Annotated in this window: 20 protein-coding genes; 15 read left to right on the top strand and 5 right to left on the bottom strand. The window is 54.8% G+C overall.

What is annotated here, in order from left to right; translation table 11 throughout:
* Positions 1 to 156: 156 nt before the first annotated feature.
* The 3 genes from MKX42_RS31275 (at position 157) to MKX42_RS31265 (ending at position 4092) form a co-directional block, all read left to right on the top strand.
* Entirely contained in the window at positions 157 to 2376 is a 2220-nt protein-coding gene (locus MKX42_RS31275; protein ID WP_340757286.1) for a response regulator transcription factor, read from the top strand.
* 162 nt (positions 2377 to 2538) lie between these two features.
* Positions 2539 to 3018: a hypothetical protein gene (locus MKX42_RS31270; protein WP_340757284.1), complete on the top strand. Its 480-nt coding sequence runs from the start codon at positions 2539 to 2541 to the stop codon at positions 3016 to 3018.
* 54 nt (positions 3019 to 3072) lie between these two features.
* Positions 3073 to 4092 (top strand): ABC transporter substrate-binding protein, encoded by a 1020-nt coding sequence (locus tag MKX42_RS31265; RefSeq protein ID WP_340757282.1) that lies wholly within the window; start codon positions 3073 to 3075, stop codon positions 4090 to 4092.
* A 96-nt stretch (positions 4093 to 4188) separates the two neighbouring features.
* On the opposite strand, the gene acnA is transcribed toward MKX42_RS31265, so the two are convergent.
* Positions 4189 to 6933, bottom strand: a complete 2745-nt coding sequence (gene acnA, locus MKX42_RS31260; protein WP_340757280.1) for an aconitate hydratase AcnA — start codon at positions 6931 to 6933, stop codon at positions 4189 to 4191.
* A 309-nt stretch (positions 6934 to 7242) separates the two neighbouring features.
* Between acnA and MKX42_RS31255 the strand changes: the two genes are divergently transcribed.
* The 8 genes from MKX42_RS31255 to def all read left to right on the top strand — a co-directional run bounded on the left by MKX42_RS31255 (position 7243) and on the right by def (position 14292).
* Complete coding sequence (locus MKX42_RS31255) at positions 7243 to 8271, top strand: amidase domain-containing protein (protein ID WP_340757278.1); 1029 nt, start codon at positions 7243 to 7245, stop codon at positions 8269 to 8271.
* 19 nt (positions 8272 to 8290) lie between these two features.
* Positions 8291 to 9382: a D-alanine--D-alanine ligase gene (locus MKX42_RS31250; RefSeq protein WP_340757276.1), complete on the top strand. Its 1092-nt coding sequence runs from the start codon at positions 8291 to 8293 to the stop codon at positions 9380 to 9382.
* Between the two features lie 47 nt (positions 9383 to 9429).
* Positions 9430 to 9747 carry a hypothetical protein gene (locus MKX42_RS31245; RefSeq protein ID WP_340757275.1) on the top strand — a complete coding sequence of 106 codons (318 nt, stop codon included), beginning with the start codon at positions 9430 to 9432 and terminating at the stop codon, positions 9745 to 9747.
* Complete coding sequence (uvsE, locus tag MKX42_RS31240; protein ID WP_340757273.1) at positions 9744 to 10772, top strand: UV DNA damage repair endonuclease UvsE; 1029 nt, start codon at positions 9744 to 9746, stop codon at positions 10770 to 10772. Before MKX42_RS31245 ends, uvsE begins: the two co-directional genes overlap by 4 nt.
* 258 nt (positions 10773 to 11030) lie before the next feature.
* A complete protein-coding gene (locus MKX42_RS31235) occupies positions 11031 to 11918 on the top strand; it encodes an inositol monophosphatase family protein (protein ID WP_340757271.1) in 888 nt (295 codons plus the stop codon).
* A gap of 16 nt (positions 11919 to 11934) precedes the next feature.
* Positions 11935 to 12225: a hypothetical protein gene (locus tag MKX42_RS31230; protein WP_340757270.1), complete on the top strand. Its 291-nt coding sequence runs from the start codon at positions 11935 to 11937 to the stop codon at positions 12223 to 12225.
* 106 nt (positions 12226 to 12331) lie between these two features.
* Positions 12332 to 13624, top strand: coding sequence for a stalk domain-containing protein (locus MKX42_RS31225; protein ID WP_340757268.1), 1293 nt, complete (start codon positions 12332 to 12334; stop codon positions 13622 to 13624).
* A gap of 104 nt (positions 13625 to 13728) precedes the next feature.
* Complete coding sequence (gene def, locus MKX42_RS31220) at positions 13729 to 14292, top strand: peptide deformylase (RefSeq protein ID WP_340757906.1); 564 nt, start codon at positions 13729 to 13731, stop codon at positions 14290 to 14292.
* 171 nt (positions 14293 to 14463) lie between these two features.
* Here def and MKX42_RS31215 read toward each other — a convergent pair whose 3' ends face one another.
* Together MKX42_RS31215 and MKX42_RS31210 are read right to left on the bottom strand one after the other, a co-directional pair.
* On the bottom strand, positions 14464 to 15780 hold the full coding sequence (locus MKX42_RS31215; protein ID WP_340757267.1) for a glutamate-1-semialdehyde 2,1-aminomutase: 1317 nt from the start codon (positions 15778 to 15780) through the stop codon (positions 14464 to 14466).
* A gap of 105 nt (positions 15781 to 15885) precedes the next feature.
* Positions 15886 to 16944 (bottom strand): LCP family protein, encoded by a 1059-nt coding sequence (locus tag MKX42_RS31210; protein WP_076084760.1) that lies wholly within the window; start codon positions 16942 to 16944, stop codon positions 15886 to 15888.
* Between the two features lie 102 nt (positions 16945 to 17046).
* Here MKX42_RS31210 and bcp point away from each other — a divergent pair, with 102 nt between their 5' ends.
* Positions 17047 to 17508 carry a thioredoxin-dependent thiol peroxidase gene (gene bcp / locus MKX42_RS31205; protein ID WP_340757266.1) on the top strand — a complete coding sequence of 154 codons (462 nt, stop codon included), beginning with the start codon at positions 17047 to 17049 and terminating at the stop codon, positions 17506 to 17508.
* A gap of 120 nt (positions 17509 to 17628) precedes the next feature.
* A complete protein-coding gene (locus MKX42_RS31200; protein ID WP_340757265.1) occupies positions 17629 to 21915 on the top strand; it encodes an acyl-CoA dehydratase activase-related protein in 4287 nt (1428 codons plus the stop codon).
* Between the two features lie 192 nt (positions 21916 to 22107).
* Here MKX42_RS31200 and MKX42_RS31195 read toward each other — a convergent pair whose 3' ends face one another.
* Positions 22108 to 22794 carry a DinB family protein gene (locus MKX42_RS31195; RefSeq protein ID WP_340757263.1) on the bottom strand — a complete coding sequence of 229 codons (687 nt, stop codon included), beginning with the start codon at positions 22792 to 22794 and terminating at the stop codon, positions 22108 to 22110.
* Between the two features lie 129 nt (positions 22795 to 22923).
* On the opposite strand from MKX42_RS31195, the gene MKX42_RS31190 reads away from it, so the two are divergent.
* A complete protein-coding gene (locus tag MKX42_RS31190) occupies positions 22924 to 23376 on the top strand; it encodes a MarR family winged helix-turn-helix transcriptional regulator (protein WP_036723807.1) in 453 nt (150 codons plus the stop codon).
* Positions 23373 to 24905: a DHA2 family efflux MFS transporter permease subunit gene (locus MKX42_RS31185; RefSeq protein WP_340757261.1), complete on the top strand. Its 1533-nt coding sequence runs from the start codon at positions 23373 to 23375 to the stop codon at positions 24903 to 24905. The genes MKX42_RS31190 and MKX42_RS31185 overlap by 4 nt, the downstream gene beginning before the upstream one ends.
* Positions 24906 to 25234: 329 nt before the next feature.
* On the opposite strand, the gene MKX42_RS31180 is transcribed toward MKX42_RS31185, so the two are convergent.
* Positions 25235 to 26188, bottom strand: a complete 954-nt coding sequence (locus MKX42_RS31180) for a helix-turn-helix transcriptional regulator (protein ID WP_340757260.1) — start codon at positions 26186 to 26188, stop codon at positions 25235 to 25237.
* Between the last annotated feature and the right edge of the window lie 35 nt (positions 26189 to 26223).

Here is a 26223-nt window from a genome sequence, read left to right as displayed (position 1 = left end):
CTCCGGCAGCAGATTCGTGCAGGAAAACTTTAGGAAATACAGGCTATTCAGCCTTCGACTTTCATTGTATATCTAGTTAAAATGAACTATCATTAGTAATGATTAGCTAAATTGAGATTGAAGAAATAAGAGGAATCCAGTGCACGAGGTGATGGGATGAAAGTAGTTATACCCGATTCACTGATGGGAGAAATTCAAGAGCTCCAGGATACGTTCGGCTCTGCTACGGGTCAGGCGCTTGTGCTTACGGATCAGGCCGGGAATGTGGTTACCCGCCCAACGCTGTCCGGAATATTCTATCAGAAGATGTTTAAATCTTTACAGGTCATAGAGCGGCCCTTCGAGCCTGCATTGCTTAGATTGGGCCCCTTATCATATCCTGCCGTACTTGAGGAGTGGGTCCCGGGGCTGAAGTATGTGGTCAGTCCGCTGGTTCCTGACTATGGACAGACGTACTATTTATGGTCCGGCTTATATATGGAAGAAGGCACCCGCGGGCTTGTGCTGCAGGCGTTCGAGGCCAAGATGCGGAATCACCCCGACTATGAGATGCTGAAGGATGTACTGGCCGTCATGCCTGAGCTTAGCAGGGAAGGCATCGCCAGCATCAGGGGGAAATTGAGTGTGCTCGGGAATGTGCTCTCCAAATTGCTGGCGGGGTGCGCAGTGAAGCCGCTGGAACAGAGACGGGGGCTGCTGATTTCTCAGCTGTTATCCAATCTGGAGAGTGAGTTCCTGAAGATAGAGGTTGTGCTGCAGCAGATGGCCGGTACGTTATCTGCTGCAGAGCTGTATGCCTTTGCCCAAGAGGAGGAGGCCGGCCAGTTCAAGGTGAAATATTCTGCCGGCAAAGAAGCAGGACTCCTCATGAATGCCGGGTTCCAGCAAGGAGACGGTTTTCTGGGACAGGCAGTTCTGGGCATGGAGCCCAGGCACTGGCAGAGCGTTGCCCAAGATTCAAGATCGTTATTCTTCACCCAGCGCGGGATGACGCAGCCGGAATATTTATCATGCTATCCGGTGAGAATTCACAGCGGGAAGAGAGCATTGCTGCTCGCTGTGGGCTTTGGGAAGAGCCGCCTGATACAGGACTATGCCCAGTATGAGCAGAATGTTACTGCGCTCCTGGGCTTATCCGGACGGGGAGAACAGCTGGTGCAGCGTGAAGCCCTGCGCAGGGAGGCCACCCTGCGTTTGAAGGAAGCTGCCCGCCTGCTGCCGCAGGCCGCATCCACCCAGGAGCTGGGCACCGGTCTGCTGGATATGATTATGGGCATGCCGTTCTTCCCGTCATCGGTACTCGTATTCTTCGAGGAGCAGACCGCGGATACCCATTACGCCAAGGGGTGGAGGCCGGAGGAGATTGCGCCGTATGTCCAGGACCTCCAGTCCAGGTACTCCTCGCAGGCATTTCTCTCTTCTGCGGTCATCAACGGGGAGGTGGAGGGGCAGGTCTTGCTCGAATGTCCGCTGATTGCCGAGAAGGTATTCAAGGGCATTCTGTCTGTTGGCTTCAGACGCCGCAGCGAAGCTGAGGAGTGGCTGTCCTTAACCGGCTGTCTCGCCAGTCTGGCGAGTACTTCGATCCGTCTGTTCGAGAAAGAAGCCAGACATATGAAGCAGGCAGGGGTCTTCACCGCTCAGACGCTTCATTATCTCCAGCTCAATAATCCCGAGCTGCACCGCCTGTCGGCAGAGGCTTCTGCTATGGCGTATGAGCTTGCCCGTTATACAGGGCTGCCGGAGCGGGAGTCAGAACAGATGAGAACGGCTGCGCTGCTGGCTCCGTTCAGGCTGGAATTCCTGCATGGGTACGGATTCTACCCGGAGGAGCTTTCTTTGCTGAAGCAGGTGGACCAGTTTGCTTCGTTCTATTTTGAGATCAATAAGCCTTCGGTCTCTGTCACTGCCCAACTGCTCGTGCTGGTGCTTCATCATGCAGGCAAAGGCGCGGACAAGGAGCTGCTGGCGGACACGGATCTGGAGTGGCTGAACCCCTCGCGCTTCTATCTGGATGACCATGTGGTTGGGGAGCTATACAGTGAGCCGCGTAATACCTTCCAATCCTTTTTGCGCAGCCGCTCGGAAGCGATGCCCGCCAAAAGAGGTGTGTCGGCAGGGAAGCTGCTGAACAGTACAGCGCTAAAGACGCCCAAGGAGGAATGGGGAATCTCACCGCGCGAGGAGGAAGTGCTGGAGCTGATTATTCTGGGCAAGACGAATAAGGAGATTGCCAGCGCCTTGTTTATCAGCGAGCATACCGTCAAGAATCATCTAAGCCGCATTTTTAATAAAATGGACGTAACGGACCGTTCACAGATCATAGCTCTGGTCTACAAAAGAATATTCGATTCCGAACGTATCGAGATGTCCTGAAAGCCCTCCTGAGGCTGCGATAATTAATTCGCTTATTTCAGAGAAATGAAATCCCCTTTCCAGCGAAAGGGGATTTTTTGTTGATTAGGAAATTATGATTTTCGTCCGATGTGTATAAGTTGTGCATAAAGTTGGGGAAAAGTGTCTTGGAGCATCGGCGGGATGACTATATTCTTATTCAGTAATAGGAATGACTTCGTTCATTTCACCGAACCCATGGACAGCGCGTGGTCATCTGGGCCGGATAAGGTCGAAAAACCGACTACATTCGGTGCGGCGGGGGAGTGCGGGCCGGATAAGGTCAGAAAACCGACTACATTCGGTGAGGCAGGGACGTGCGGGCCGGATAAGGTCAGAAAACCGACTACATTCGGTGAGGCAGGGACGTGCGGGCCGGATAAGGTCGGAAAACCGACCACATTCGGTGTGGCAGAGGCGTGTGGGCCGGATAAGGTCGAAAAACCGACTACATTCGGAGAGGCAGGGACGTGCGGGCCGGATAAGGTCGGAAAACCGACTACATTCAGTGCGGCGGAGGTGCGGGGGCGGGAATTGGTCGGAAAACCGATCACAATGGGGATGCTGCAGGTATTTGTTCCTGCGGAAAGTTCCGGGAGTGTTGTCAGCCGGCTAACTCTATGATATATTACTGATGATAATGATTATCAATATCATATATACATAGGGGGATTATCCTTGCGCTACTCTAAACAAAGTCTTGTCCTGATTGTCTATACTCTCGTCATGGCTGTCCTGCTGGCAGCCTGCGGTTCATCGGGTAATTCCGGCTCTGGCTCCGGGACGGCAGCGAATGCACCTGCACCCGCAGCTTCTGAAGCACCTACTGCTGCTCCGGCTGCTGGCGAGCCTTCCACTGAAGCAGAGATGGTTACCTTCCAGGATAGCGCCGGTGAGGTTCAAGTGCCTAAGAATCCGCAGCGAATCGTGGATACTACAGCTTTTTATACAGGATATCTTTTGGCACTGGGTGTGAAGCCGGTAGGGGTCATGCAAGGAGCCAAGGATAGTCCATATCTTGCAGACATGCTTGAAGGTGCAGAAGGGCTTGGTGATGATGTCACCCCGGAGAATATCCTGTCTCTGGACCCTGACCTGATTATTGTGTATACCGGCACAGAAGGCATCGATAAGCTGAAGGAAATCGCGCCTGTGGTACAGATTAAATATGGCGCCAAGAATTATAAGGATCAGATGCTCGACTACGGCAAGCTGGTGAACAAGAATGATGAGGCGAAGGCCTGGATCGCTCAGTGGGAGGCCCGGATTGCTGAGCTGAAGCCGCAGGTGCAGGCTGCTGTTGGTAATAAGACGGTATCTATCCTGAACCCATATGCCAAGGGGCTGTTTGTATTCGGACATAACTATGGCCGTGGCGGTGAGATTCTGTATGGGGAGTTCGGGCTGAAGGCTCCCGCAGAAGCGCAGAAGGAGGCCATCGACAGCGGAACTGGCTGGGCTTCCATCTCCCTGGAGAAGCTGCCGGACTTTGCCGGAGACATTATCTTCACTTGCCCGTGGTCAGGGGATACTACAGACCCGAAGATTGTCTATGACAATCCGCTGTGGAAGGGGCTTCCGGCGGTCAAGGCAGGGAATGTATTCCAGTTGAACCCTGCTGCCGATACGTACAATGATCCGATCTCCCTGGAGAAGCAGCTGGATTTCATTACGACCAGCCTGCTGTCAGTCAAATAGGGCTTACGTGGATATGACAGAAAAAGCTGCGCCGGTATCAGACTGAAATCTGATACCGGCGCAGCTTGTATAATGATCTAGCCTTATGGAGCAGACTTATTCTACCGGTTGAGCCGCTTCCGAAGCTGTAGCATCTGCCAGCATCTGGCGGAGTACCGTCTGCAGAATACCGCCATTGCGGTAGTAGTCGATATCTACGCTGCTGTCGAGACGGGCAATGACCGGGAAGTCGAACTGGGTGCCGTCTTCACGGGTAGCAGTGACTGTCAGCTCCTGTCCGGGAAGGACATGGTTGTCAAGACCGGTAATGTCGAAGGTCTCGCGTCCGGTCAGCCCCATGCTGCTCCAGCCATGACCTTCCTGGAACTGCAGCGGCAGCACACCCATGCCGACGAGATTGCTGCGGTGAATCCGCTCGAAGCTCTCAGCGATGACGGCTTTGACTCCGAGGAGGAGTGTTCCCTTGGCAGCCCAGTCGCGGGAGCTGCCTGTGCCGTATTCTTTACCGGCGATAACGATCAGGTTCTGTCCGGCAGACTGGTACAGCATGGAGGCGTCATAGATCGACATGACCTCATCACTCGGCAGGAAGGTGGTTACGCCGCCTTCTGTTCCAGGAGCCACTGCGTTGCGGATACGGATGTTGGCGAAGGTACCGCGCATCATCACCTCATGATTCCCGCGGCGCGAGCCGTAAGAGTTGAAGTCAGCGCGTTCTACGCCATGGCCGCGCAGATATTCTCCGGCCGGACCGGAAGTGGAGATATTCCCGGCTGGCGAGATATGGTCGGTAGTGACGGAATCGCCAAGCAGCGCAAGCACACGTGAGCTCTTGATATCCTGGATGTCAGAGGCACCGTCTGCCAGATGCTCGAAGAATGGCGGATTCTGAATGTAAGTGGAGTTGTTATCCCATTCATACAGCTCGCCTTCCGGTACCGGAATGTTATTCCAGCGTTCATTGGCCGTGAATACATTCTCATATTTGCTGCGGAACATTTCCGGACTGAGCGAGAGCGCTACGGCTTCGCGGATCTCGGCTGTAGTCGGCCAGATATCGGCCAGGAAGACAGGCTCACCCTGCGGATCATAGCCTAGCGGCTCGGTCTTCAGGTCAATATTCACCGTGCCGGCCAGGGCGTAGGCGACAACCAGCGGCGGGGAAGCCAGATAGTTGGCTTTGACCTGGGCATGCACGCGGCCCTCGAAGTTACGGTTCCCGGAGATGACTGCGGCAACCGTCATATCATGCTCTGTAATGGCTTCGCTGACTTCATCCGGCAGCGGGCCGGAGTTACCGATACAAGTGGCGCAGCCGTAGCCGGCCAGGTAGAAGCCGAGCGCTTCCAGCGGCTTCAGCAGATCTGCCTTCTGCAGGTATTCCGTAACGACCAGCGATCCGGGAGTCAGGCTGCTTTTGACATAGCCCGGTTTGGTGAGACCGCGTTCTACTGCCTTCTTGGCAAGCAGTCCTGCGCCCAGCATTACGCTCGGGTTGGAGGTGTTCGTACAGCTCGTGATGGCAGCAATGACAACCGCTCCTGTGGTGAGCTTGCTAGTGCTTCCGTTCTTATGCTGAATCTCAACTTCTTCGGCAATCTTCTCGTCGCTGAGGCCATAGCCGCCCTTGTCGACAGGTGTACGGATAATACCTTCGAAATTCTCCTTCATATGGGTAAGCTCTACCCGGTCCTGCGGACGCTTCGGTCCTGCCAGACTGGGAACCACAGAAGCCAGATCCAGCTCAATGACATCGCTGAATGCCGGGTCCGGTGTCTCTGAAGTGCGGAACATACCCTGCGCCTTATAATAATCCCCCACCAGCTCTACCAGCTCATCCGGGCGTCCAGTGCTGCGCAGATAGGCCAGCGTCTCCTCATCTACAGGGAAGAAGCCGATCGTAGCGCCGTATTCAGGAGCCATGTTGGCTACTGTCGCACGGTCTGCCAGACTGATATTCGCCAGACCCGGACCGTAGAATTCGACGAACTTGCCGACTACGCCTTTTTTGCGCAGCATTTGGGTAACGGTAAGGGCCAGATCGGTAGCTGTAGCGCCTTCCATCAGACTGCCGGTCAGCTTGAAGCCGACGACATCCGGGGTAACGAAATACAGCGGCTGTCCAAGCATTCCTGCTTCAGCCTCAATTCCGCCGACGCCCCAGCCCACTACGCCAAGGCCGTTGATCATTGTAGTATGGGAATCCGTGCCGACCAGGGAATCCGGGTAGACAACGGTCTCTCCGTCAATGGTCTTAGTGGCCGCTACAGAAGCCAGGTACTCCAGGTTCACCTGATGCACAATTCCGGTTGCCGGAGGAACCGCACGGAAATTATTGAAGGCGGTCTGTGCCCAGCGCAGGAAGCGGTAGCGCTCCTCATTACGCTCGAATTCTACGTTCATATTATATTCAAGGGCATCGGCCGTTCCGAATGCATCAACCATAACCGAATGGTCAATAACAAGGTCAACCGGTACAAGCGGGTTGATCTTCTTCGGGTCGCCGCCCGCCTTCTTGACGGTATCGCGCATAGCCGCGAGATCGACAACTACAGGTACGCCGGTGAAATCCTGCAGGACAATCCGGGCAGGAATGAACGGGATTTCCTTATTGCGGTCAATGCCGCCTGACCAGTTGGCCAGCTGCTTGACATGTTCTTCAGTAATCGCCCGTCCGTCATATTGGCGGACAGCCGCTTCGAGTAATACCTTAATGGAGAATGGCAGAGAGGAAATGTCGCCTGCACCTTGCTCCTCCAGAGCGTTCAAATGATAGTAGCGATAAGTTTTGCCACCTGAGTTCAGGTTCTTGGCCAATGAAAAATGGTCCTTGCTTGGCATATATGCGCCTCCTCGTTTCATCTGGTGAAACTACATTTCATAATTCCTATACTTTAAGTATAACGTTTACAATGGGGGGAGTAAAGTTTTTTTTGCTCTTTGATGTAAGGTATATTCAGGGTTCACACAGATGCATAGAACCCTCAGCCCCCTGACTTCCTTGCAGTTAAATCGCTCCCGCTTCCGTATAGGTGCAAGCAATCCTTCATATACATAGGACAGCAGCCATTATGGCGGTGAAACCGTGAAGGAATATTCTTAGCTTACATCATATACATTCTTATCTTTGAACGAAAGGGCGGAGTATGAATGGAGCAGCAGTGGAAGAAAAGTCTCTATGTCTATGTGGACCAGCTGAACAAGGGGCGGGTTGCACCTGGCGCCGAGCCGCGCCATACCACGATCAGGGACCCCCGGTTCCTGGACGAACAGCGCACGCGTTCCCGCCGGATCGCCCAGTGGTATACCCGCCGGGGCATTACTCCGCTGCGAGGGGAGACGGGGGTGCGGACGCTGCGGACCGTGCGGCAGAATCCAGCCGAGGTGGTCGCCGATGTGGCGCTGCACAGTGCCTTCTATTATGAGAAGGGCGGGATGACGCACCGTGAGGATGTGGTGGAGTCGGAGCGCCTGACCTTTATACGTGAAAAGGGCGGCTGGGAGATTGTGAACGTGGAGCGCCGTGTGCCTGAGCGGAATGGGGTGCGCAAGGTGGTGGAGAAAGATCCGGCTCTGAGGCTCTCGGAGTGGGGGGAGGCTCTGCCTGATCCGCGTCCGTCCCAGCCGCTGCTGAACCGCCGTGTCCTGAAGGGCGCTAGTGGTGTTCGCGAGGTGCGATACCGCCGGGAGGAAGCGGCAGCCTATGCGGACCTCTGGTGGAAGGAAGGGAACCCGGAGTTCGAGATTTTCGAGGTGGACTGCACCAATTATGTCTCCCAATGTCTCTTTGCAGGGGGAGCGCCTATCAACTATACTGGTAAAAGAGAAACGGGCTGGTGGTACAAGGGCTATAATGGAGCCCAGGAATGGTGGAGCTTCAGCTGGGCGGTCTCCGACAGCCTGAAGCGTTATCTGAGCGGGAGCCGGGGAAGCGGGCTGCGTGCGGAGATTGTCGAGCGGCCGGAGCAGCTTCAGCTGGGCGACATTATTCAGTATGACTGGGACGGGAACGGACATTATCAGCACAGCACGATTGTTACCGCATTTGATGCGGGCGGGCAGCCGCTGGTGAATGCGCGGACGGTTAGCAGCCGTCACCGCTTCTGGGATTACAAGGATTCCTACGCCTGGACGGACCGGACGGCTTATCGTTTTTTTCATATTAATGACTATTTATAGTTCAGAAAGAGGTTAATGCATGGGGAACGCTAAAACTACCGTAGGACTGGTGTACGGCGGCAAATCCGGAGAGCATGAGGTATCGCTGCAGACGGCTTATGCGGTTATGAACGCTTTTGACTACGATAAATATGAGATTATTCCGTTCTATATCTCCAAACAGGGGGTATGGAAGATAGGTGCAGTGCTGGAGGCTCCCTTCCCCGCGATTGAGCAGCTTAAGCTCTCCGGGGTGGCTGGTGATATGGGCACGGCCCTGAATGCCTTGTTCAGCGGGCTCAGCGGAGGCGAGCAGGTCATAGACGTCATGTTCCCGCTGCTGCATGGCACGAACGGCGAGGACGGCACCATTCAGGGACTGTTCGAGATGGCGAATATCCCGTACATCGGTGCAGGGGTACTGGCTTCATCGGCGGGCATGGATAAGGTCGTTATGAAGAAGCTGTTCGGCGAGGCAGGGCTGGAGCAGTGTGACTATTGCTACTTCAATGCTGTGAACTGGAGACAGAGCAAGCACGAGCTGATTGTAGATCTGGAGGATAAGCTGGGATATCCGGTCTTCGTCAAGCCTGCCAACCTGGGCTCCAGCGTAGGAATCTCCAAGGCCATCGACAAGGAAAGTCTGATCAAGGCTGTGGATTATGCCTTCCGTTATGACACGAAGGTGATTATTGAGGAGTTCGTGGATGCGCGGGAAGTGGAGGTGGCGGTACTCGGCAATGAGGAGCCGGAGGCTTCAGTTCCGGGTGAAATCGTCTCTTCCGGTGAATATTATGATTATGCGGCCAAATACACTGACGGCAAATCACAGATGCTGATCCCGGCACCTGTCGATCCTGAGGTAGCGGACCGTCTGCGTGAGTCGGCGATACTGGCCTTCAAGGCTATTGAGGGCAGCGGAATTACCCGGGCCGACTTCTTCCTGCGGAAGTCTGACGGCAGGATTCTTATTAATGAAGTGAATACCATGCCCGGCTTCACCCCGTTCAGCATGTATCCTTTGTTGTGGCGTGAGACCGGTGTGTCCTATAAAGTGCTGCTGGACCGTATGATCGGGCTGGCGCTGGAGCGTTACCGGTTCAGACAGGGCTTGAAGTACGATAATGAATAAACCACGTTGATCGGCGGGAGCATTCCGGCCGGGAAGGAGAGAGAAGCATGGGGTTTCAATCAGAATTCAATTCGGTGTGCAAGTTCAAGAATGAGCAGGAGCTGTACGAACTGATGGAATACGGACGTACCAAGATGGTGAAGCAGGGCTTCCGTGTCTATCCGACCGGCCAGAAGGTTATCGCCTATAATCCGCAGAATGTTGCGGTGGCAATTGTCAAAATTTCCGCGTCGATCGCGGAAATTAATTTTCAGGGCAATGAGGTTACGGCGGTGGAAATGGATCTGGTCCGTAAGCTGAATGAGGAAGAGTCGCGCGTTCAGACGGCTCTTGCCTTCGAGATGTTCTTCGGGGAAGAGGGATGATTGTCCGCTTCGGCTATGTCGCCATGTCTACGGTGATCCCTGACTGTTCTCCCTCCAAAACGATGACTATGGCAAGCTTCAACAAGCTGGGCGACCGGGAGGCGGGCCTTCGTAAGCTGGAATCCATCGCCCGGATGAATCTGCACAATACGCTCCGTCTGCTGAAGCATAATGTCGGCTCGGATATTAAGGTCTACAGGCTCACCTCCAAGCTGATTCCGCTGGCAACCCATCCTGATCTGGCGGACTGGAATCCGCTGGCTGCTCTTGCGGAGGAATTCGCTGAGGTGGGCAGCTATGTGAAGAAGCACGGGCTGCGCGTCAGTTTCCACCCGGATCACTTCACGGTGCTGAGTACGCCGCGGCCGGAGGTGCTTGCAAGCTCGATCCGTGATTTGCAGCATCATACGGACATGCTGGACGCGATGGGGCTGCCAGCGACGGCTAAGAGCAATATCCACATCGGCGGCGCCTACGGGGACAAGCCTTTGTCTGCGGAACGCTTCTGCGTGCAATGCTCCGCGCTGCCGCTTACGCTTAGAGAGCGGATGACGCTGGAGAACGACGACAAGACGTTCAACGCGGTGGAGACGCTGGAGGTTTGCCGCAGAATGGGACTGCCGATGGTGCTGGATATCCATCACCAGTGGGTCAACAATGAAGGCGAGCTTCCCTGGGAGCTGTGGCCGGAGATCCTGAAGACATGGACAAGCCCTCTGGCGCTGAAGGATGTGCCGCCTGGCGTTCATCTGCCTCCGAAGATCCATGTGTCCAGCCCGCGCAGCCCGTCTGATCCGCGCAGCCATGCCGATGGGGTGGAGCCGGCACCGCTGGTTGCTTTTCTGAAGCGGATTGCTGCGGATACTCCGGCTGTTGATGTGATGATTGAGGCGAAGCACAAGGATGGCGCCTTGTTTGGTCTGATGGAGGAGATGAAGGGACTGGCAGAGGGCGGGAATGGAATTATGGTACTAAACGGAGCCAGCGTGAATATACAAGTGGAAACGGCTTTGCCGTCCTTTTGAAGGACGGTACCGTTTCAGCGAGAAATAGAAGGATAATGTATAGCGTGAAACCTATACATTCTTATATCTGAACCATAACTGGCAAAAAACTTGCCGGCCAGGCCCGTAAGCGGCACCGGCCATGACTTGATAAACCGGCCGAAATGAGGTACGTTGAAAGAAAGTTGAGCAATCATGTTCTAAGGCAGAGAAATGGTATCCTGCGGAAACAGCGTTCCCCGGGAGAACAATCATGCTCAAAGAAAGCGGAGTGAAGAGATGAGTCCTGTAAGTCCTGATAACCGAAATGAACGGGAGCCCTATGTAGTTACAAGCAAGGGACATACGGCAGCAGCCATCAATGCTGCGGCCAAAGCGGGGGAATGGATCAAGAGCAGACAAGGCCAGGTGAAGGAGTTGGGCAGTAAGACATCGGCCCAGGATCTGGTCACGGAGGTCGATAAGGGTGTGGAGCAGATGATCCGCCGGCTGATCCTGACCCATTATCCGGACCATGCCATCCTTGGCGAGGAGGGTGTTGAGCCCGGTGCGGAGGCACTGACGGCGGCCCTGGATGAAGCGCGGGAGCATGAGTATCTGTGGATCGTCGATCCGATAGACGGCACGACCAATTTCGTGCATGGCTTCCCGTTCTATTGCGTATCGATTGCTCTGGTGGTTAAGGGAGAGCTTACTGTAGGCGTGATCTATGATCCGATCCGGGACGAGATGTTCGTGGCCGAGAAGGGGAAGGGCGCATACATGCACGGGATTCCTACGAAGGTATCAGCGGAGACACTGCCGGGTAACAGCCTGATCGCTATGGGCTTCCCGCCGGACCGCGTGGTGGCCCAGCCGGCGAATATGGCCGGGCTGCAGCAGATTATGCCGCAGGTCCGCGGCATTCGTGCGGGAGGATCGGCGGCACTGCATCTGGCTTATGTTGCTGCCGGACGAGTGGACGGGTATTGGGAGGTTGGACTGAGCCCTTGGGATTGTGCGGCCGGGGTGCTGCTGGTGCTGGAATCCGGCGGTAAGGTGACGAATACGCTGGGCGATCCCTACGATATCGGCACACGCCATGTAGTCGCAAGCAATGGACGAATTCATGATTATCTGGTTACGTCCCTGCAGGCTGCAGATGCCACAGGCTTCAAGAAGCAGTAGGAGGGCTTATACTGTTATGAATGAGAATGAAGATCTGGAGCGGAGGCTAAGCGAGCTTCTGGAGGAAGGCGAGATGGAACAGGCGGACCGGCAGGCCAAGGAGATTCGTCAGATTTCGCCCAAGTATGAGATCCGCATACAGACTACACTTGACCCTATAGTCGAAGAGACGCTTCGTTACCGCAAAATTGCCTATGAGCTGGATGACCGGTATGATAAATATGTGAAGCGCTCAGACCAGGCAAGCGGTCCGCCAAGCACTGGCGGACCGAAGAAATCTCCAGAATCGGGCAGCGTAGAGCAATAGGCTGCTGTTATCCACAGGAGCGGTTTTCCGAATCATCGGAAGACCGCTCTTTTGTGCAGCCGTACGGGATGTTAGAATAGAATTATACTAATTTAGGAGGAATACGATGCTGAAGACATGGAGAAGGTTAATATCAGCTTCTGCTAGCGGACTGCTGCTGTTCACCGTATTAATTAATGTGCATGCAGGTCCGGCGGATGCCGCTGCAGCAGCCGTGGCGCAAGGAACGGAGCAGGATGTCTTTCGTATCGTAGCACTTGGAGATTCCATTACTGCCGGGTATGAGCCGGGGATGACTGATCCCGGCGTGAAGCCGTACGGATACGCTGAGCGATTACTGGAGCAGGGCTGGTATCACGGTAGAAGTGAGCTTAAGAATTATGGCATCTTGGGCCTTAAGACAGCGGGACTGCTTCAATATACCGGAGCTATTAAGGACAGTGCGGCCATTACGCCGGAGGCCATTCAGCCGGGGCTGTCTGATCCGCGTACCTTGCAATTTGCTGCGCTGGCCCCGCAGATAAGAACGGAGCTCGCTGCCGCGGATCTCATTACCGTTACCATCGGCGGTAATGATGTCAGCAGCTTGTTCTTGAATTACAAGACGCTGACCGATGCTGATTTCGCTTCCCAGCTTGCGGAGCGTCTGACGGAATACAGCAGTAATGTAACAGCGCTGCTGAAGAATATCCGGGAAGTGAATCCGCAGGCAACCATTCTGCTGGCCGACCAGTATCAGCCTGCTCCGAAAATCGCCCTGGGGGCTTCGTATGACAAGCTGATGAATGCGGCTGCACAGTTCACCATCGCGGCTGAGAATATCGCGGCTACCCTGAACCAGGCAGGCGCTCCGCTTAAGGTAGCTCATGTAGCCGCAAAGTTCGCCGGGGTAGAGGGATCGCTAACTCATATCATCGGAGCCGGGGCGGCAGACTTCCATCCTACGCAGCTTGGATATGAACGGATTGCCACTGTATTCGCTGAATTGCAATGGGGGGAATACCGTACGCCGGCAGTAACGGCGATGGCTTCGGAGACAGCGCCGATGTCCATCGTGGTGAAGGGGAAGGAACTGAATACGCCCAATAAGCCCATTCTGAAGAACGGGCAGAACTTTCTGGCGCTGAAGGATATTCTGAATGCAGTGGGTGCGGATGGCAAATGGGATAACAAAACCTCTAGTGCGACTGTAATTTACGGAGGAAGAACGGTGGTTATTACGATCGGATCGAAGACCATTAAGGTGAACGGTGCGGATGTAGCGATTGATACTCCAGCTTTTTTGCATAAAATTGGCAAAGAGGATAAAACCTATCTACCGCTCGCCGCACTCGCTACCGGACTGGGCTTCGATGTGAATTACAGCAGCAAGCTGCGGACAGCTTTCATTAATCCTTAATCGCGCATAATCTAACCATAGCATCATCAAATCAGTCCCGTAGTGGAAAAGGTGGATGAACCCAGTTGTCTAGTACAAAGTATAATGCTGATTACATCATCACGATGGATGATATCATACGGGAAGGTGACCCTGTCCTGCGTGCGGTAACGCAGCCTGTACAGTTGCCATTGCAGGCGGAAGATCGCGGTGCGCTGCAGAGCATGATGCAGTTTCTGAAAAACAGTCAGGATGCCGAGATGTCTGCCAAATATAAGCTGCGTTCAGGGGTAGGCTTATCCGCTAACCAGATCGGTCTATCGAAGCGGATGTTTGTCATGTTTTTGAAGGATGACAATGGAAAGAATGTGGAATATACCTGGGTGAATCCCAAGATTATCAGCCATTCGATGGCAATGGTCTATCTGCCGGAGAGCGAGGGCTGCCTGTCTGTGGACCGGCCGGTGCACGGATTCGTACCGCGTTATGAGTCTGTGAAGGTCAGGGGCTTTGATCTGAACGGCGAGGTGATTACCCAGAAATTCAAGGGCTATCAGGCGATCATCATCCAGCATGAGATGGATCACCTGGACGGAATGATGTTCTATGACCGGATCAATCCGCAGAACCCGTTCAAGCTTCCGCAGGATGTGGAGATCCGCAGCCTGTATGAGCAGAAGAGCAGATAACGGCGGATATGAATTTGATGGACGTACGGCTGGTGACCCCGCTCGCGGTGGCAGCGTTGTTCATGTATGGACGGTACTCACATGGATCTTAATCTTACGTAAACAAAACAAAGGCTGCCCCACGAAGTCATTATCTGACTCTTGGGACAGCCTATTCTTATAGTTGGGCGATTACTTCTCCGTAGCCATAGCCGCGAACGAAGCCTCTGCTGCTTCTAGGGTGAGGTCGATGTCGGCATCCGTGTGGGCTGTGGTCAGGAACCACGCCTCATATTTGGACGGGGCCAGGTTGATGCCCCGGCTCAGCATATGCCGGAAGAAGCTGGCGAACATTTCACCATCAGTATCCTGCGCTTCCTCATAATTCGTAATGGGATGGCTGCAAAAATGTGTGGAGAAGGCGCCGCGAATCCGGTTGATGGTCAGCGGAATGCCGTGACGGCCCGCGGATGCCTGAAGTCCTTCGGTCAGGCGGATTGCCAGCCGCTCCATCTCGTCATAGACGCCTTCCGCGCTAAGCACCTCCAGGCAGGCGATCCCTGCCGAGATCGAGGCGGGGTTACCGGCCATCGTGCCGGCCTGATAAGCAGGACCGAGCGGAGCGACCTGCTCCATGACATGCTTGCGGCCGCCGTAAGCGCCGATCGGCAGCCCGCCGCCGATGATTTTGCCAAGGGCCGTCAGATCGGGAATAATCTCCTCATGATTCGCCAGACCGGCATAGGTCTGTGTGGAGCCATAGTGGAAACGGAAGGCGGTAATGACTTCATCATAGATAACCAGGGAGCCGTTCTCGTGCGTCAGTTTGCATAAGCCTTCCAGGAAGCCTGGCTCCGGCATAACCATACCGAAGTTGCCGACAATCGGCTCGACCATCACGGCAGCCACATCCTGGCCCCATTTCTCTAATGCTCCACGCAGGGCATCCAGATCATTGAAGGGAACGGTGATGACCTCTTGGGCGATACTGGCCGGAACGCCTGCGCTGTCAGGGATGCCCAGCGTCGATGGACCTGAACCTGCGGCTACAAGCACAAGATCAGAGTGGCCATGATAGCAGCCGGCGAATTTGATGATTTTGCTGCGCTTGGTGTAGGCGCGGGCGACGCGGATGGTCGTCATGACGGCTTCTGTACCGGAGTTGACGAAGCGTACCTTATCCATCGAAGGAATAGCTTCCTTCAGCATCTTAGCCAGCTTGATCTCAAGCCGGGTTGGCGTTCCGTAGAGCAGTCCGTTCTGCGCGGCCTCAGTAATAGCGGCGGTGATATGCGGGTGGGCATGTCCGGTAATGATCGGGCCATAGGCGGCCAGATAATCAATATATTCATTGCCGTCCTCATCCCAAAAGCGTGAGCCTCCCGCGCGTTTCATGAAGACAGGGGTGCCTCCGCCCACGGCCTTGAAGGAGCGGGAGGGGCTGTTCACGCCTCCGACAATATGCTGGAGAGCTTCCTCGTATAACTGTTCTGATGTGCTGCGGTTCATAGCTAATGTTCCTTTCTTCTTGGCTTGCGCTCATGGGAAAGGGCGAACCGCGTCTGATTCCCGCTGTCCGCCCGCCCCGTGTGCCAAGCATGGTTATATTGGATGTTACTTTGTTCCCGGTGATGCGGAAGGGCTGCTGCCCGGTGAGGCCTCTGCTCCAGGAGTTGGCGATGGTTCGGGTGCAGTGAGCGTATCCTCTACGAACTGCTTCAGCGCCCGCTCGCTGCTGAACCCGATCACCTGGGAGCCGTCCTTGAGGGTCTTCTCCCGGATCAGATTCATCGGCGGAATCTGCGCGCTGCCGCCCATAGAGCTGTCATAGCCTACAGCGCCGAGCTTCCACATGTCGCTAATATCAAGATTCGTGTCAATATAAGGTGTAACCTCACCTAGAATGGTCGGCAGCTTGATTATGGAGGTGGTGCTGATCACCTTATCTGCTACAGCCTTAAGGAAGCCGCGCTGGCGCTCAGTCCGGGTGAAATCGGAGGTCGCGTCATGACGGAAGCGCACATACTGCAGAGCCATTTTGCCATCCAGGTGCTGGAAGCCCTTCTTGAGATCGATATCGAACTCAGGCCCGTCCGCCTTGGTGGTATAACGCATATCCTTCTCGACCTCATAATCCACACCGCCTACAGCATCCACCAGCTTCATGAAGCCCTGGAAATCGGTATAGACATAATATTGAATCGGGATACCGAGCAGGTCGCTGACCGTCTGCATCGCCGTGTTGGGTCCATAGGTAATGGCGGCATTGATCCGCTGTGAACCGTGGTCAGGGATGTCAACATAAGTGTCACGAAGAATGGAAAAGACATAGAATTTCTTCTTCACCGGATCAAGTGAGGCGACCAGCATAGTGTCGGAACGCGGCACCTCGCCCTTCTTCACCCCGCGCGCATCCACGCCCATGAGCAGGATATTGACCGGCTCTGTGCCTTCCCATACAGGGGGCTTAACCGCCTCCGCCGAGGCTGTGGGAACATTGGCGAACGGAGAATCTTCACCTGTCTTGTGGAGGTTATCGAGCTGATTGTAAATTGCAGTGAAATAGTAAACCAGACCTCCGATGATTAAAAGGAGTATGATTGCCAGAGTCCAGAGCAGCGTTTTCTTCTTTGACTTGCCGGCTTTGGCGTGCCGGTTCTTTCTTGGTGGCATTTCGTTCGTCCTTTCCAGTTCACATTCTCTACATTATAATTTCTTTTGGGAAGACACGCAATTTCAGAAATCAACAACCACATTAAGAGGAGTGAATAATAAATGAATATCACAGTAGGTGACAAGGTTCCGGACTTCACACTCCCAGCCTCAACAGGGGGCAACATCAGCTTAAATGATTACCGCGGCAGGAAGGTGCTGCTCTACTTCTATCCTAAGGACAGTACCCCGGCCTGTACCCAGGAGGCCTGCGATTTCCGCGATGCCCACGATACGATTGCCGCGAATGGGGCGGTTGTTCTTGGAATCAGTGCCGATCCGCTGGCCTCACACAGCAAATTTATTGCGAAGAATAGCCTGCCCTTTCCGTTATTATCCGATGAGGAGCATAGGGTGAGCGAATTGTTCGGGGTATGGCAGCTTAAGAAGCTCTACGGCAAGGAATTCATGGGGATTGTGCGCTCTACTTTTCTGATTGATGAGGAAGGAATTCTGAGAGCGGAGTGGCGAAAAGTCAGAGTGAAGGGCCATGTGGAAGCCGCATTAGAACAAATCGTGAAATAATTAAGTATGCTGGTAATTAATTGTATTTGTCTGTTACTTTTCTAACAGCTATAGTCAGGCTTACTCGTGATATAGTTGCCTCATATTACTTCAAATTTGGAGCAAGGTATGGGGGATGGCATGAAGAGACTGCGTATTGGGCTTGACGTCGGATCAACTACAGCCAAATTGGTGGTTATGGAACGGGATATCATTATATATCAGGATTATGTGCGTCATTTCAGTGATATAAAAAAAGCGGCGGTTACCCTACTGTCAGAGGTGCAGCAAAGATTCACAGGCAGTGAAGCAGCGCTCACCGTAAGCGGCTCCTCCGGGTTATCCCTGTCCAAGCTAGGGGAGATTCCGTTTGTCCAGGAGGTCATTGCCTGCACGAGGGCGATCAGCGGACGGATTCCAGAATGTGATACCGCGATTGAGCTGGGCGGAGAGGATGCCAAAATCATCTATCTCAGCGGCGGCATTGAGCAGCGGATGAACACAGCCTGTGCAGGCGGTACAGGGGCATTCATCGATCAGATGGCCTCTCTGCTGCAGACGGACCCTGCCGGGCTGAATGAGCTTGCGGTGAAGCATGAAAGGATCTATCCCATCGCTTCGCGCTGCGGGGTATTTGCCAAGAGCGATGTGCAGCCGCTGCTGAATGAAGGGGCGCGGCGCGAGGATGTGGCGGCCTCGATCTTCCAGAGCATCGTGAACCAGACAATCAGCGGCTTGGCCTGCGGACGTCCGATCCGTGGGCGTGTTGCTTTTCTCGGGGGACCGTTGACCTTCCTGTCCGCTCTGCGGGACCGGTTCAAGGAGACGCTTGGACTGAAGGAGGAGGAGGTGCTGTTCCCGGAGCACTCGCAATACTTCGTCGCCATCGGTTCGGCGCTTGCCGGGTCAGATCCCGTATTCCTGCCGCTGAGCGGCTGGATTGCCCGGATCATGGCTGTAGACTTCTCGCAGGACCGCGCGGAGGATGCAGAGCTGGCGCCGCTGTTCGGAACACCGGATGATCTGGCGCAGTTTAGACTCCGTCACAGTCAGGCTACAGCACCGCGCTCCGTGCTGGCAGCTTACCAGGGACCGGTCTATCTCGGCATTGATGCCGGCTCTACCACGACCAAGCTGGTAGTTACCGGAGCGGCAGATGAGATTCTGCATACCTTCTACGGGAGCAATGGAGGCAATCCGCTGCAGTCGGTTACGGACGCACTGAAGGATCTCTACCGGATTCTGCCCTCCGGCTGCTATATTGCAGGAGCTTACGCAACCGGTTATGGAGAGGGTCTGGTCAAGGCGGCGCTGCGGATGGATGGCGGAGAAGTAGAGACGGTGGCCCATTACAAGGCCGCCTCCCGGTTCATGCCGGAGGTCGACTTCATCCTCGATATCGGCGGCCAGGACATGAAGTGCATCAAGATCCGCGGGGGAGCCATCGACAGCCTGATGCTTAATGAAGCCTGCTCGGCGGGCTGCGGCTCCTTCCTGGAGAGCTTCGCTTCCGCACTGGAGCTTGGGATAGAGGAATTCGCCGCTGCGGCGCTCGAATCGAAGGGGCCGGTGAATCTCGGCTCGCGCTGTACCGTGTTCATGAATTCCAAGGTGAAGCAGGTCCAGAAGGAGGGGGCGACACTTGCCGATCTCTCGGCGGGGCTTGCCTATTCCGTGGTGAAGAATGCGCTGCAAAAGGTGATTAAGATCCGTAATCCCGAGGATCTGGGCCGGAATATCATTGTTCAGGGCGGCACCTTCTATAATGAGGCTGTCCTGCGGGCTTTTGAGCTGCTGACGGGAAGAACGGTAGTCAGACCTGATATCGCCGGTGTGATGGGCGCTTACGGCTGTGCGCTGATTGCCAGAGAACAGGCTGCCCCGGAAGGAATCAGCACGATTCTCGGACCGGAGGAGCTGGAGAGCTTCCAGTATTCTGTTGCTCCAGGCCGCTGCAGCCGCTGTGCCAACAACTGTGCGCTGACTATCAGCCGGTTCCCGGATAAAAGCTTCCATGTGACGGGGAACCGCTGTGAACGCGGCGCAGGCGGCAAGAAAGAGAAGAACACGCTGCCGAATCTGATGCAATATAAATATGAGCGGTTCTTCGCCTACGAGGGCCTGCCTGAAGTGGCAGCGCTCCGGGGGACGGTTGGACTTCCGCGCACAATGAATATGTTCGAGAATTACCCGTTCTGGCATACCTTTTTCACCTCGCTGCGCTACCGTACCGTGTTGTCTCCCAAGTCGAGTAAGAAGCTGTATGAGAGCGGAATGGATACGATTCCTTCGGAATCCATCTGCTATCCGGCCAAAATGGCTCACGGGCATGTACAGCAGCTGATCGGCCAGGGCGTGGACTTCATCTTTTACCCGGCGGTGGTGTATGAGAAGAAGGAGGATGATGCCGCGCAGAATCACTTCAACTGCCCGGTGGTTGCCTCCTACCCCGAGGTAATCCGCAATAATATGGACGGCCTGAAGGAGCAGGGGGTTCCGCTGGTCAGCCCTTTCCTGACTTTCGACGATATTCCGGCGCTGACCCGGGTGCTGGCACGAACCTTCGCCGAGGTGCCCAAGGAGGAGATTGTGGCTGCTGTCCAGGCGGGACTGGTGGAGGCGGAGCAGGCGAAGAACGATGTGCGTACCAAGGGCGAGGAGACGCTGGTCTTCCTCTCAGAGACAGGCACGAAGGGAATTCTGCTCTGCGGACATCCGTATCATGCCGACCCTGAGATCAATCACGGGATTGCCGATATGATTACCGGGATGGGACTTGCGGTACTGACCGAGGATTCGATCTGCCATCTGGACCGCAGCGAAGGGGATGTTGGCGTAGTGAACCAGTGGACCTACCATGCGCGGATGTATCGTGCAGCCCGGCTGGCTGCGGGAAGAAGTGATCTGGAGCTGGTCCAGCTCACCTCCTTTGGCTGCGGAATTGATGCGATTACCTGCGATGCGGTTCAGGAGATTATGGAGCGTCACAACAAGGTCTATACGCTTATCAAAATCGATGAAATCAGCAATCTTGGAGCCGCGCGGATTCGCCTGCGTTCGCTCCAGGCCGCGATGCGTGAGCGCGAGAGAGGCCAGGTTAAGCCGCAGCTGCTCTACAAGCCGCAAGTCAATGTGCCGTTCACCAAAGAAATGAAGGATACCTATACCATCCTTGCCCCGCAGATGTCACCGATTCATTTCGAGCTGTTCGAACGTGTCTTCCAGGATGCGGGCTACCGGCTGAAAATTCTGGAATCGACCGGTCCGCAGGAGACGGAGGAAGGCCTCCGGTACGTCAACAATGACGCCTGTTATCCGGCGATTGTAACGATCGGGCAGATGCTGTCGGCACTGAAGAGCGGCGATTATGACCCGGACCGGACCGCTGTCATCATGTCGCAGACCGGCGGCGGCTGCCGGGCGACCAACTACATCTCCCTGCTGCGCAAGGCGCTGAAGGATGCCGATCTGGGGCAGATCCCGGTAATCTCCCTGAATGCCTCCGGGATGGAGAACCAGCCGGGCTTCCGCATCAGCCTGAAGCTGGCGAACCGCCTGATTGCCGCAGCCTGCTACGGGGATCTGATGATGCGTCTGCTGCACCGCTTCAGACCGTATGAAGCGGTGCCGGGAAGCGCAGAGGCCTTATTCCGCAAAGGAATGGGCCGCTGTAAGGGCAGCCTGTCAAACTTCTCGTTCCGCGAATATAAGCGGCTGACCCGTGAGATTGTTGCCGGGTTCTCGCGGCTGCCGGTCATCCCGGCGGATAAGCCCAAGGTGGGCATTGTCGGGGAAATTCTAATCAAATTCCATCCGGATGCGAATAACCATATCATCGACATGATCGAGGCCGAGGGCGGGGAGGCCGTGATGCCTGATTTCCTGGACTTCATTTTCTATTGTGTCTACAATCCGATCTACAAGGCCGAGCAATTCGGCAAAAGCAAGCGGCTGGGCTATATCAATCCCATGCTGATCTCCTATCTCGAAATCTACCGCAAGCCGGTCAAGGTAGCACTGGAGCAGGCGGGACTATCCAAAGGCCGGGAGAATATCTACGGTCTGGCCGAGAAGGCAAGCCGCCTCGTGTCGGTCGGCAACCAGATGGGTGAAGGCTGGTTCCTGACGGCGGAGATGATGGATCTATTGGATAACGGTGTGAACAATATTGCCTGTATTCAGCCGTTTGCCTGCCTGCCGAATCACATTACCGGGCGCGGGATGATTAAGGGGCTCAAGGATCTGTATCCTGGTGCGAACATCGTCGCCATTGATTATGATGCCGGAGTCAGCGTGGTCAACCAAGCCAACCGGATCAAGCTGATGATGTCGATTGCCAGCGGCCTCGCCGCCGGTACCCAGCCGTCGCCGGACGATCTGGCACAGCTGGTGCCAGTCATGGCCGGCAGTGTAGGCTGTCAGGGGTAGAATGATGAATATAACAAGCGGACCGGTCAATGCGCCGGTCCGCTTGTTTGCCTTCCAGGGCTCAACCCCCATGTGTGCGGAGAACCGAACACATGGGGCCCGCAGGAGGCAAGTGGAGAGAATGTAGTCGAAAAACCGACCACATGGAGCAGGCGCGGAGCACATGGGTCAAATCCTCCGGATACCCCCGTTTCACTTCTGCAGCTTCTGTTTCACCTGCATCGCTTTGTTCAGATGGACGAAGTTATGCCGGGTGGCCGGCATCAGCACCTGACCGGCAAAGGTCTTGCCGCTCCAGTAATCCATTAGCCACTGCTCGCTGTCCAGAACGGCCTTCTCTTCCCGGACTCTCTCGAACTGCGCCGGAGTTGCCTTCATCCCGAGCTGTCCCGGTTCCAGAGAGGATAGGATGGAACGCGTTCTGCAGGCGACGGCGCGACGGTACTCGGCCAGCGCCCCAAGATTGACCTCTCTGCTGAGTGCAGCGACATCTCGTTCACTCATCCCGTTGCCGGAATGAAGGAAAGGGGTCTGAAGCCTATCTGCAAAGCGCTCTGTATGAAGCACCTGCTCACGGTCAGCCCCCAGGATGTTCATGGTGATATCCTCAATCCGTGCACTGTGCCAGAGATGCCAGACTATAGAATTACGGCTGCCGGGTGTCTGCACCGGGTAGCTGCGTACGGTGGACTCCAGCAGCTGGTCCCATAAGGAATCCTCATAGGTTGCCTGTTGCCCGTTGCTTTCTTCAGAAGCGTAGAGAGCAGTGTGCAGCTCCAGAGCGATAGCGACTGCTTCGGTATGCGCCCCTGGCTTGGTGATGATTCCCGTCAAAATTTTATGCTGCCCGTTCCAGTGATTGCGTTGTTCAGAATTCATGTTTAATCCTCGCTTTCCGTAATTTTCAGAAAATTTCTGCAAGAAAATCATTGACGGATAAATAGGTAAATAGTAAAATAGTTCGCATGCGAAGTATTATTGTGCATTATGCTTGTGGAGGGATAAGGCTTGGAAGAAAAGGAAAAGCAACTGGACGATATTCTGTCCTCTTTCCGCTGCATTACCCATAATTTCCAGCAGCTTCTGTGGAAGGATGCAGAGGAGCTTAACATCACATCTACCCAACTGATGGTATTGCGTAAATTATCCTTGCATCCCGATATCGGGATCACGGAGCTGGCCGATCTTCTGCATCTGGGCAACAGCGCAGCCAGCGGTGTAGTGGACCGGATGGTGAAGGCCGGACTGATTACCAGGGAACGCTCGCAGAGCGACAGACGAATATTTAAGCTGGCGATGACTGAGAAAGGCAAGGAGATCCGTCTGCTCAGCAGACAGTCACTCCGAAGACATTTGCAGCCCTTGGCTGACATTCCTGCGGAGGATGTACAGGAGCTGCTGCGGCTGCATGGTGAAATTATCCGAATTCTAGAACAAGGGAGAGACAACAAGAAGCTATGAGTACAATTACAGCCGGTAATGCACCGTCCAAGACGGTCCGCAGAGGCCCGATTATCGCAGCGCTCCTGATCGGCGCCTTCGTGGCGTTATTGAATCAGACACTGATGAATGTGGCGCTGCCCAAAATGATGGAGGATCTGAATATCCTCGCCAATACGGCCCAATGGCTGACGACAGGATTCATGCTGGTTAACGGTGTGCTTGTGCCGATCAGCGCCTATCTGGTGGAGAAATTTACGACCCGCCAGCTCTTTACGACAGCAATGATGTTATTTTCAATAGGTACTCTAGTCTGTGCAATAGGAACAGGCTTTGAGATGATTATGGTCGGCAGAGTCATTCAGGCCGTAGGTGCCGGAATCCTGATGCCGCTGATGAACATTGTGTTCCTGCGTATCTTCCCGATTGAAGAACGGGGCAAGGCGATGGGACTGATGGCGGTTGCGATGATTTTTGCTCCGGCTGTCGGACCTACCTTGTCCGGTTGGGTCGTGCAGAACTATTCCTGGCGCGTGTTGTTCTACATTGTGCTTCCGCTGGCCATCTTCTCGATGCTGCTCGGCATGAAGACTATGCAGAATGTCGGTAAGCTGACTTCTCCGAAGCTGGATAAACCAGGTGTGATCTTATCGACCCTGGGCTTCGGCGGGCTGCTCTACGGCTTCAGTGACGCCGGAACAGACGGCTGGGGAAGTACGACCGTTATTCTTTGTCTGATCCTGGGTATCGTGTCCCTGGGACTGTTCGTGTGGCGTGAGCTGACCGCGGATAAGCCGCTGCTTGAATTCCGCATTTTCCGATACAACATGTTCTCACTAACTACCGTGATCAACATTATCGTCACTATGGCTATGTATGCAGGGATGATCCTGCTGCCGATCTATCTGCAGACCATCCGCGGCTTTACACCGATGGAATCCGGACTGATGCTGCTCCCGGGTGCGGTTCTGATGGGTGTTATGTCACCGATCACCGGAATTATATTTGATAAAATCGGCGCCAGATGGCTGGCGGTTATCGGCCTTGCTATCACCACTGTGACGACCTGGGAATTCAGCCAGATCAGCACCACTACCACCTATACCCACCTGATCCTAACGTATACAGCCCGGATGTTCGGGATGTCAATGCTGATGATGCCTATCGTCACTGCCGGTCTGAACCAGCTGCCGCAGCGTCTGGCTTCCCATGGTACAGCCATGTCCAACACCCTGCGTACCGTGGGCGGCGCACTGGGGATGGCCCTGTTCGTCAGCCTGATGACCAACCGTACGAAGAGCAACATTACAGATGCACTGGTAAGCGGTGCGGTGTCGAAGACCGATAAAGCTGCGATGCTTAAGCTTACACAGGACGCAACGATTAACGGGATTACCCATGCGTTCGCTGTAGCAACCTGGGTGACTGTTGTTGCCCTAGTGCTGGCGCTGTTCATCCGCAAGACCTCTCCGCAGCCCGACTTCCTGAAGACGGAAGAAGCGGAAGGCGGACAGCCGCAGCCGAACCTGACGAAATCACAGAGAGCATAATCCTGTATACAGTACAAGTGGAAACGGCTTTGCCGTCCTTTTAAAGGACGGTACCGTTTCAGCGAGAAATAGAAGGACAAGTTATCGTGTGAAACATATAAATTCTTATATTTTAAAAAAGACGATCCGGTATAACCGTTAACGGTTGCCGGATCGTCTTTTTGCGTCTGGAGAGGAAGCAGAACTACCCCACTGTCCTGCTTCCTCCCCAGCCACCAGTCAATAACCAGCTTCTCTCTTAGGAGTATAAACTGGCAAACCTGACAACATAGATTCAGGTTCGTATGCGGATGGAAAAAGATTGTACGTGCTTGAATGCGGGCGGGGGGTTATTGCGTCTCCGCCAGATCTGCTGAATATGCCGCCGCGACGCCGCGGGCCACCTCGCCTAATCTGCGGCGGACATGCTCCGGTCCCAGCACCTCCAGGACGGTCCCGAAGCTTAGCAGGAAGCCGTACAGCCAATCATTCTCAGGGTATTTGACTGTGAGGGTATATCCGCCGGTATCCTCCCGCTGGAGCGTCTCACAGTCGAAGTATTCCTCGGCTAGATGCTTGCCTTCTGGCGTGAAACGCAGCGTGACCGGCGTGAGATTCTGCGGTTCCTTCCAGGCACTGCTCCACGGCAGCTCAGTAAGAGGGATATCCTGGCGGATATAGTGGCTGTTCTCCTTCACCAGCGCTTTCATCCGCAGCAGCTTGAAGAGGCGGAAATCCTGACGGTCCTGGCAGAACCCGTATAAGTACCAGAACTGTCCCTTAAGGACCAGCGTATATGGCTCGATTGTACGCACACTTACCCTGCCTTCGGCCGTTATGTATTCAAAAGTGACCGTGACCTCTTCCTCCAAGGCTTCTTTAAGGAGGTTCAGCCGCTCCTCCAGCGGACCTGTCAGCTCCCAAGGGGAGAAATCGACAATCATCCGGGTGGTTTTACTGCGGAAGGCGGCGATCTGGGAGGGAGGGACGATACTGCTGATTTTCTCCATCAATAGCTGATGGCCGCCTCCTCCGATGGAAGAGGCGCTTTGCAGCGCATTGAAAATATCGGCCAGCTCGCGTTCCGATAACACGTTGCGGTCCAGCCGGTAGCCCTGCATGAGGCCGATGCCGCCCCCTGCGCCCTGATAGGTAACCACAGGGATGCCTGCGCTGTTAATGCTGTCTATATCGCGGTAAATCGTACGCACGGAGACCTCGAACATATCGGCCAGCTCCTTGGCCTGAATCAGCGGCCGGTTCAGCAGCAGAATGACGATGGAGAGCAGACGGTCTATTTTCAACAGGAAAACCTTCTTTCAGGCGTTAGGTGAGGTAG

Origin of the sequence: Paenibacillus sp. FSL R7-0204 (assembly GCF_038002225.1) — a bacterium.
Lineage (GTDB): Bacteria > Bacillota > Bacilli > Paenibacillales > Paenibacillaceae > Paenibacillus_AQ.
The sequence above is the reverse complement of the archived record's forward strand: the minus strand, read 5'-3'. Positions and strand labels throughout refer to the sequence as shown.

What these genes read in the sequence shown, in the direction of transcription:
- MKX42_RS31200 (WP_340757265.1), top strand. Translation starts at nt 17,629, where the DNA reads ATGAAGAGACTGCGTATTGGGCTTGACGTCGGATCAACTACAGCCAAA.
- MKX42_RS31230 (WP_340757270.1), top strand. Translation starts at nt 11,935, where the DNA reads ATGAATGAGAATGAAGATCTGGAGCGGAGGCTAAGCGAGCTTCTGGAG.
- MKX42_RS31275 (WP_340757286.1), top strand. Translation starts at nt 157, where the DNA reads ATGAAAGTAGTTATACCCGATTCACTGATGGGAGAAATTCAAGAGCTC.
- MKX42_RS31250 (WP_340757276.1), top strand. Translation starts at nt 8,291, where the DNA reads ATGGGGAACGCTAAAACTACCGTAGGACTGGTGTACGGCGGCAAATCC.
- MKX42_RS31225 (WP_340757268.1), top strand. Translation starts at nt 12,332, where the DNA reads ATGCTGAAGACATGGAGAAGGTTAATATCAGCTTCTGCTAGCGGACTG.
- MKX42_RS31185 (WP_340757261.1), top strand. Translation starts at nt 23,373, where the DNA reads ATGAGTACAATTACAGCCGGTAATGCACCGTCCAAGACGGTCCGCAGA.
- MKX42_RS31255 (WP_340757278.1), top strand. Translation starts at nt 7,243, where the DNA reads ATGGAGCAGCAGTGGAAGAAAAGTCTCTATGTCTATGTGGACCAGCTG.
- MKX42_RS31215 (WP_340757267.1), bottom strand. Translation starts at nt 15,780, where the DNA reads ATGAACCGCAGCACATCAGAACAGTTATACGAGGAAGCTCTCCAGCAT.
- MKX42_RS31245 (WP_340757275.1), top strand. Translation starts at nt 9,430, where the DNA reads ATGGGGTTTCAATCAGAATTCAATTCGGTGTGCAAGTTCAAGAATGAG.
- acnA (WP_340757280.1), bottom strand. Translation starts at nt 6,933, where the DNA reads ATGCCAAGCAAGGACCATTTTTCATTGGCCAAGAACCTGAACTCAGGT.
- def (WP_340757906.1), top strand. Translation starts at nt 13,729, where the DNA reads ATGGATGATATCATACGGGAAGGTGACCCTGTCCTGCGTGCGGTAACG.
- MKX42_RS31270 (WP_340757284.1), top strand. Translation starts at nt 2,539, where the DNA reads ATGACTATATTCTTATTCAGTAATAGGAATGACTTCGTTCATTTCACC.
- uvsE (WP_340757273.1), top strand. Translation starts at nt 9,744, where the DNA reads ATGATTGTCCGCTTCGGCTATGTCGCCATGTCTACGGTGATCCCTGAC.
- MKX42_RS31210 (WP_076084760.1), bottom strand. Translation starts at nt 16,944, where the DNA reads ATGCCACCAAGAAAGAACCGGCACGCCAAAGCCGGCAAGTCAAAGAAG.
- MKX42_RS31235 (WP_340757271.1), top strand. Translation starts at nt 11,031, where the DNA reads ATGAGTCCTGTAAGTCCTGATAACCGAAATGAACGGGAGCCCTATGTA.
- bcp (WP_340757266.1), top strand. Translation starts at nt 17,047, where the DNA reads ATGAATATCACAGTAGGTGACAAGGTTCCGGACTTCACACTCCCAGCC.
- MKX42_RS31195 (WP_340757263.1), bottom strand. Translation starts at nt 22,794, where the DNA reads ATGAATTCTGAACAACGCAATCACTGGAACGGGCAGCATAAAATTTTG.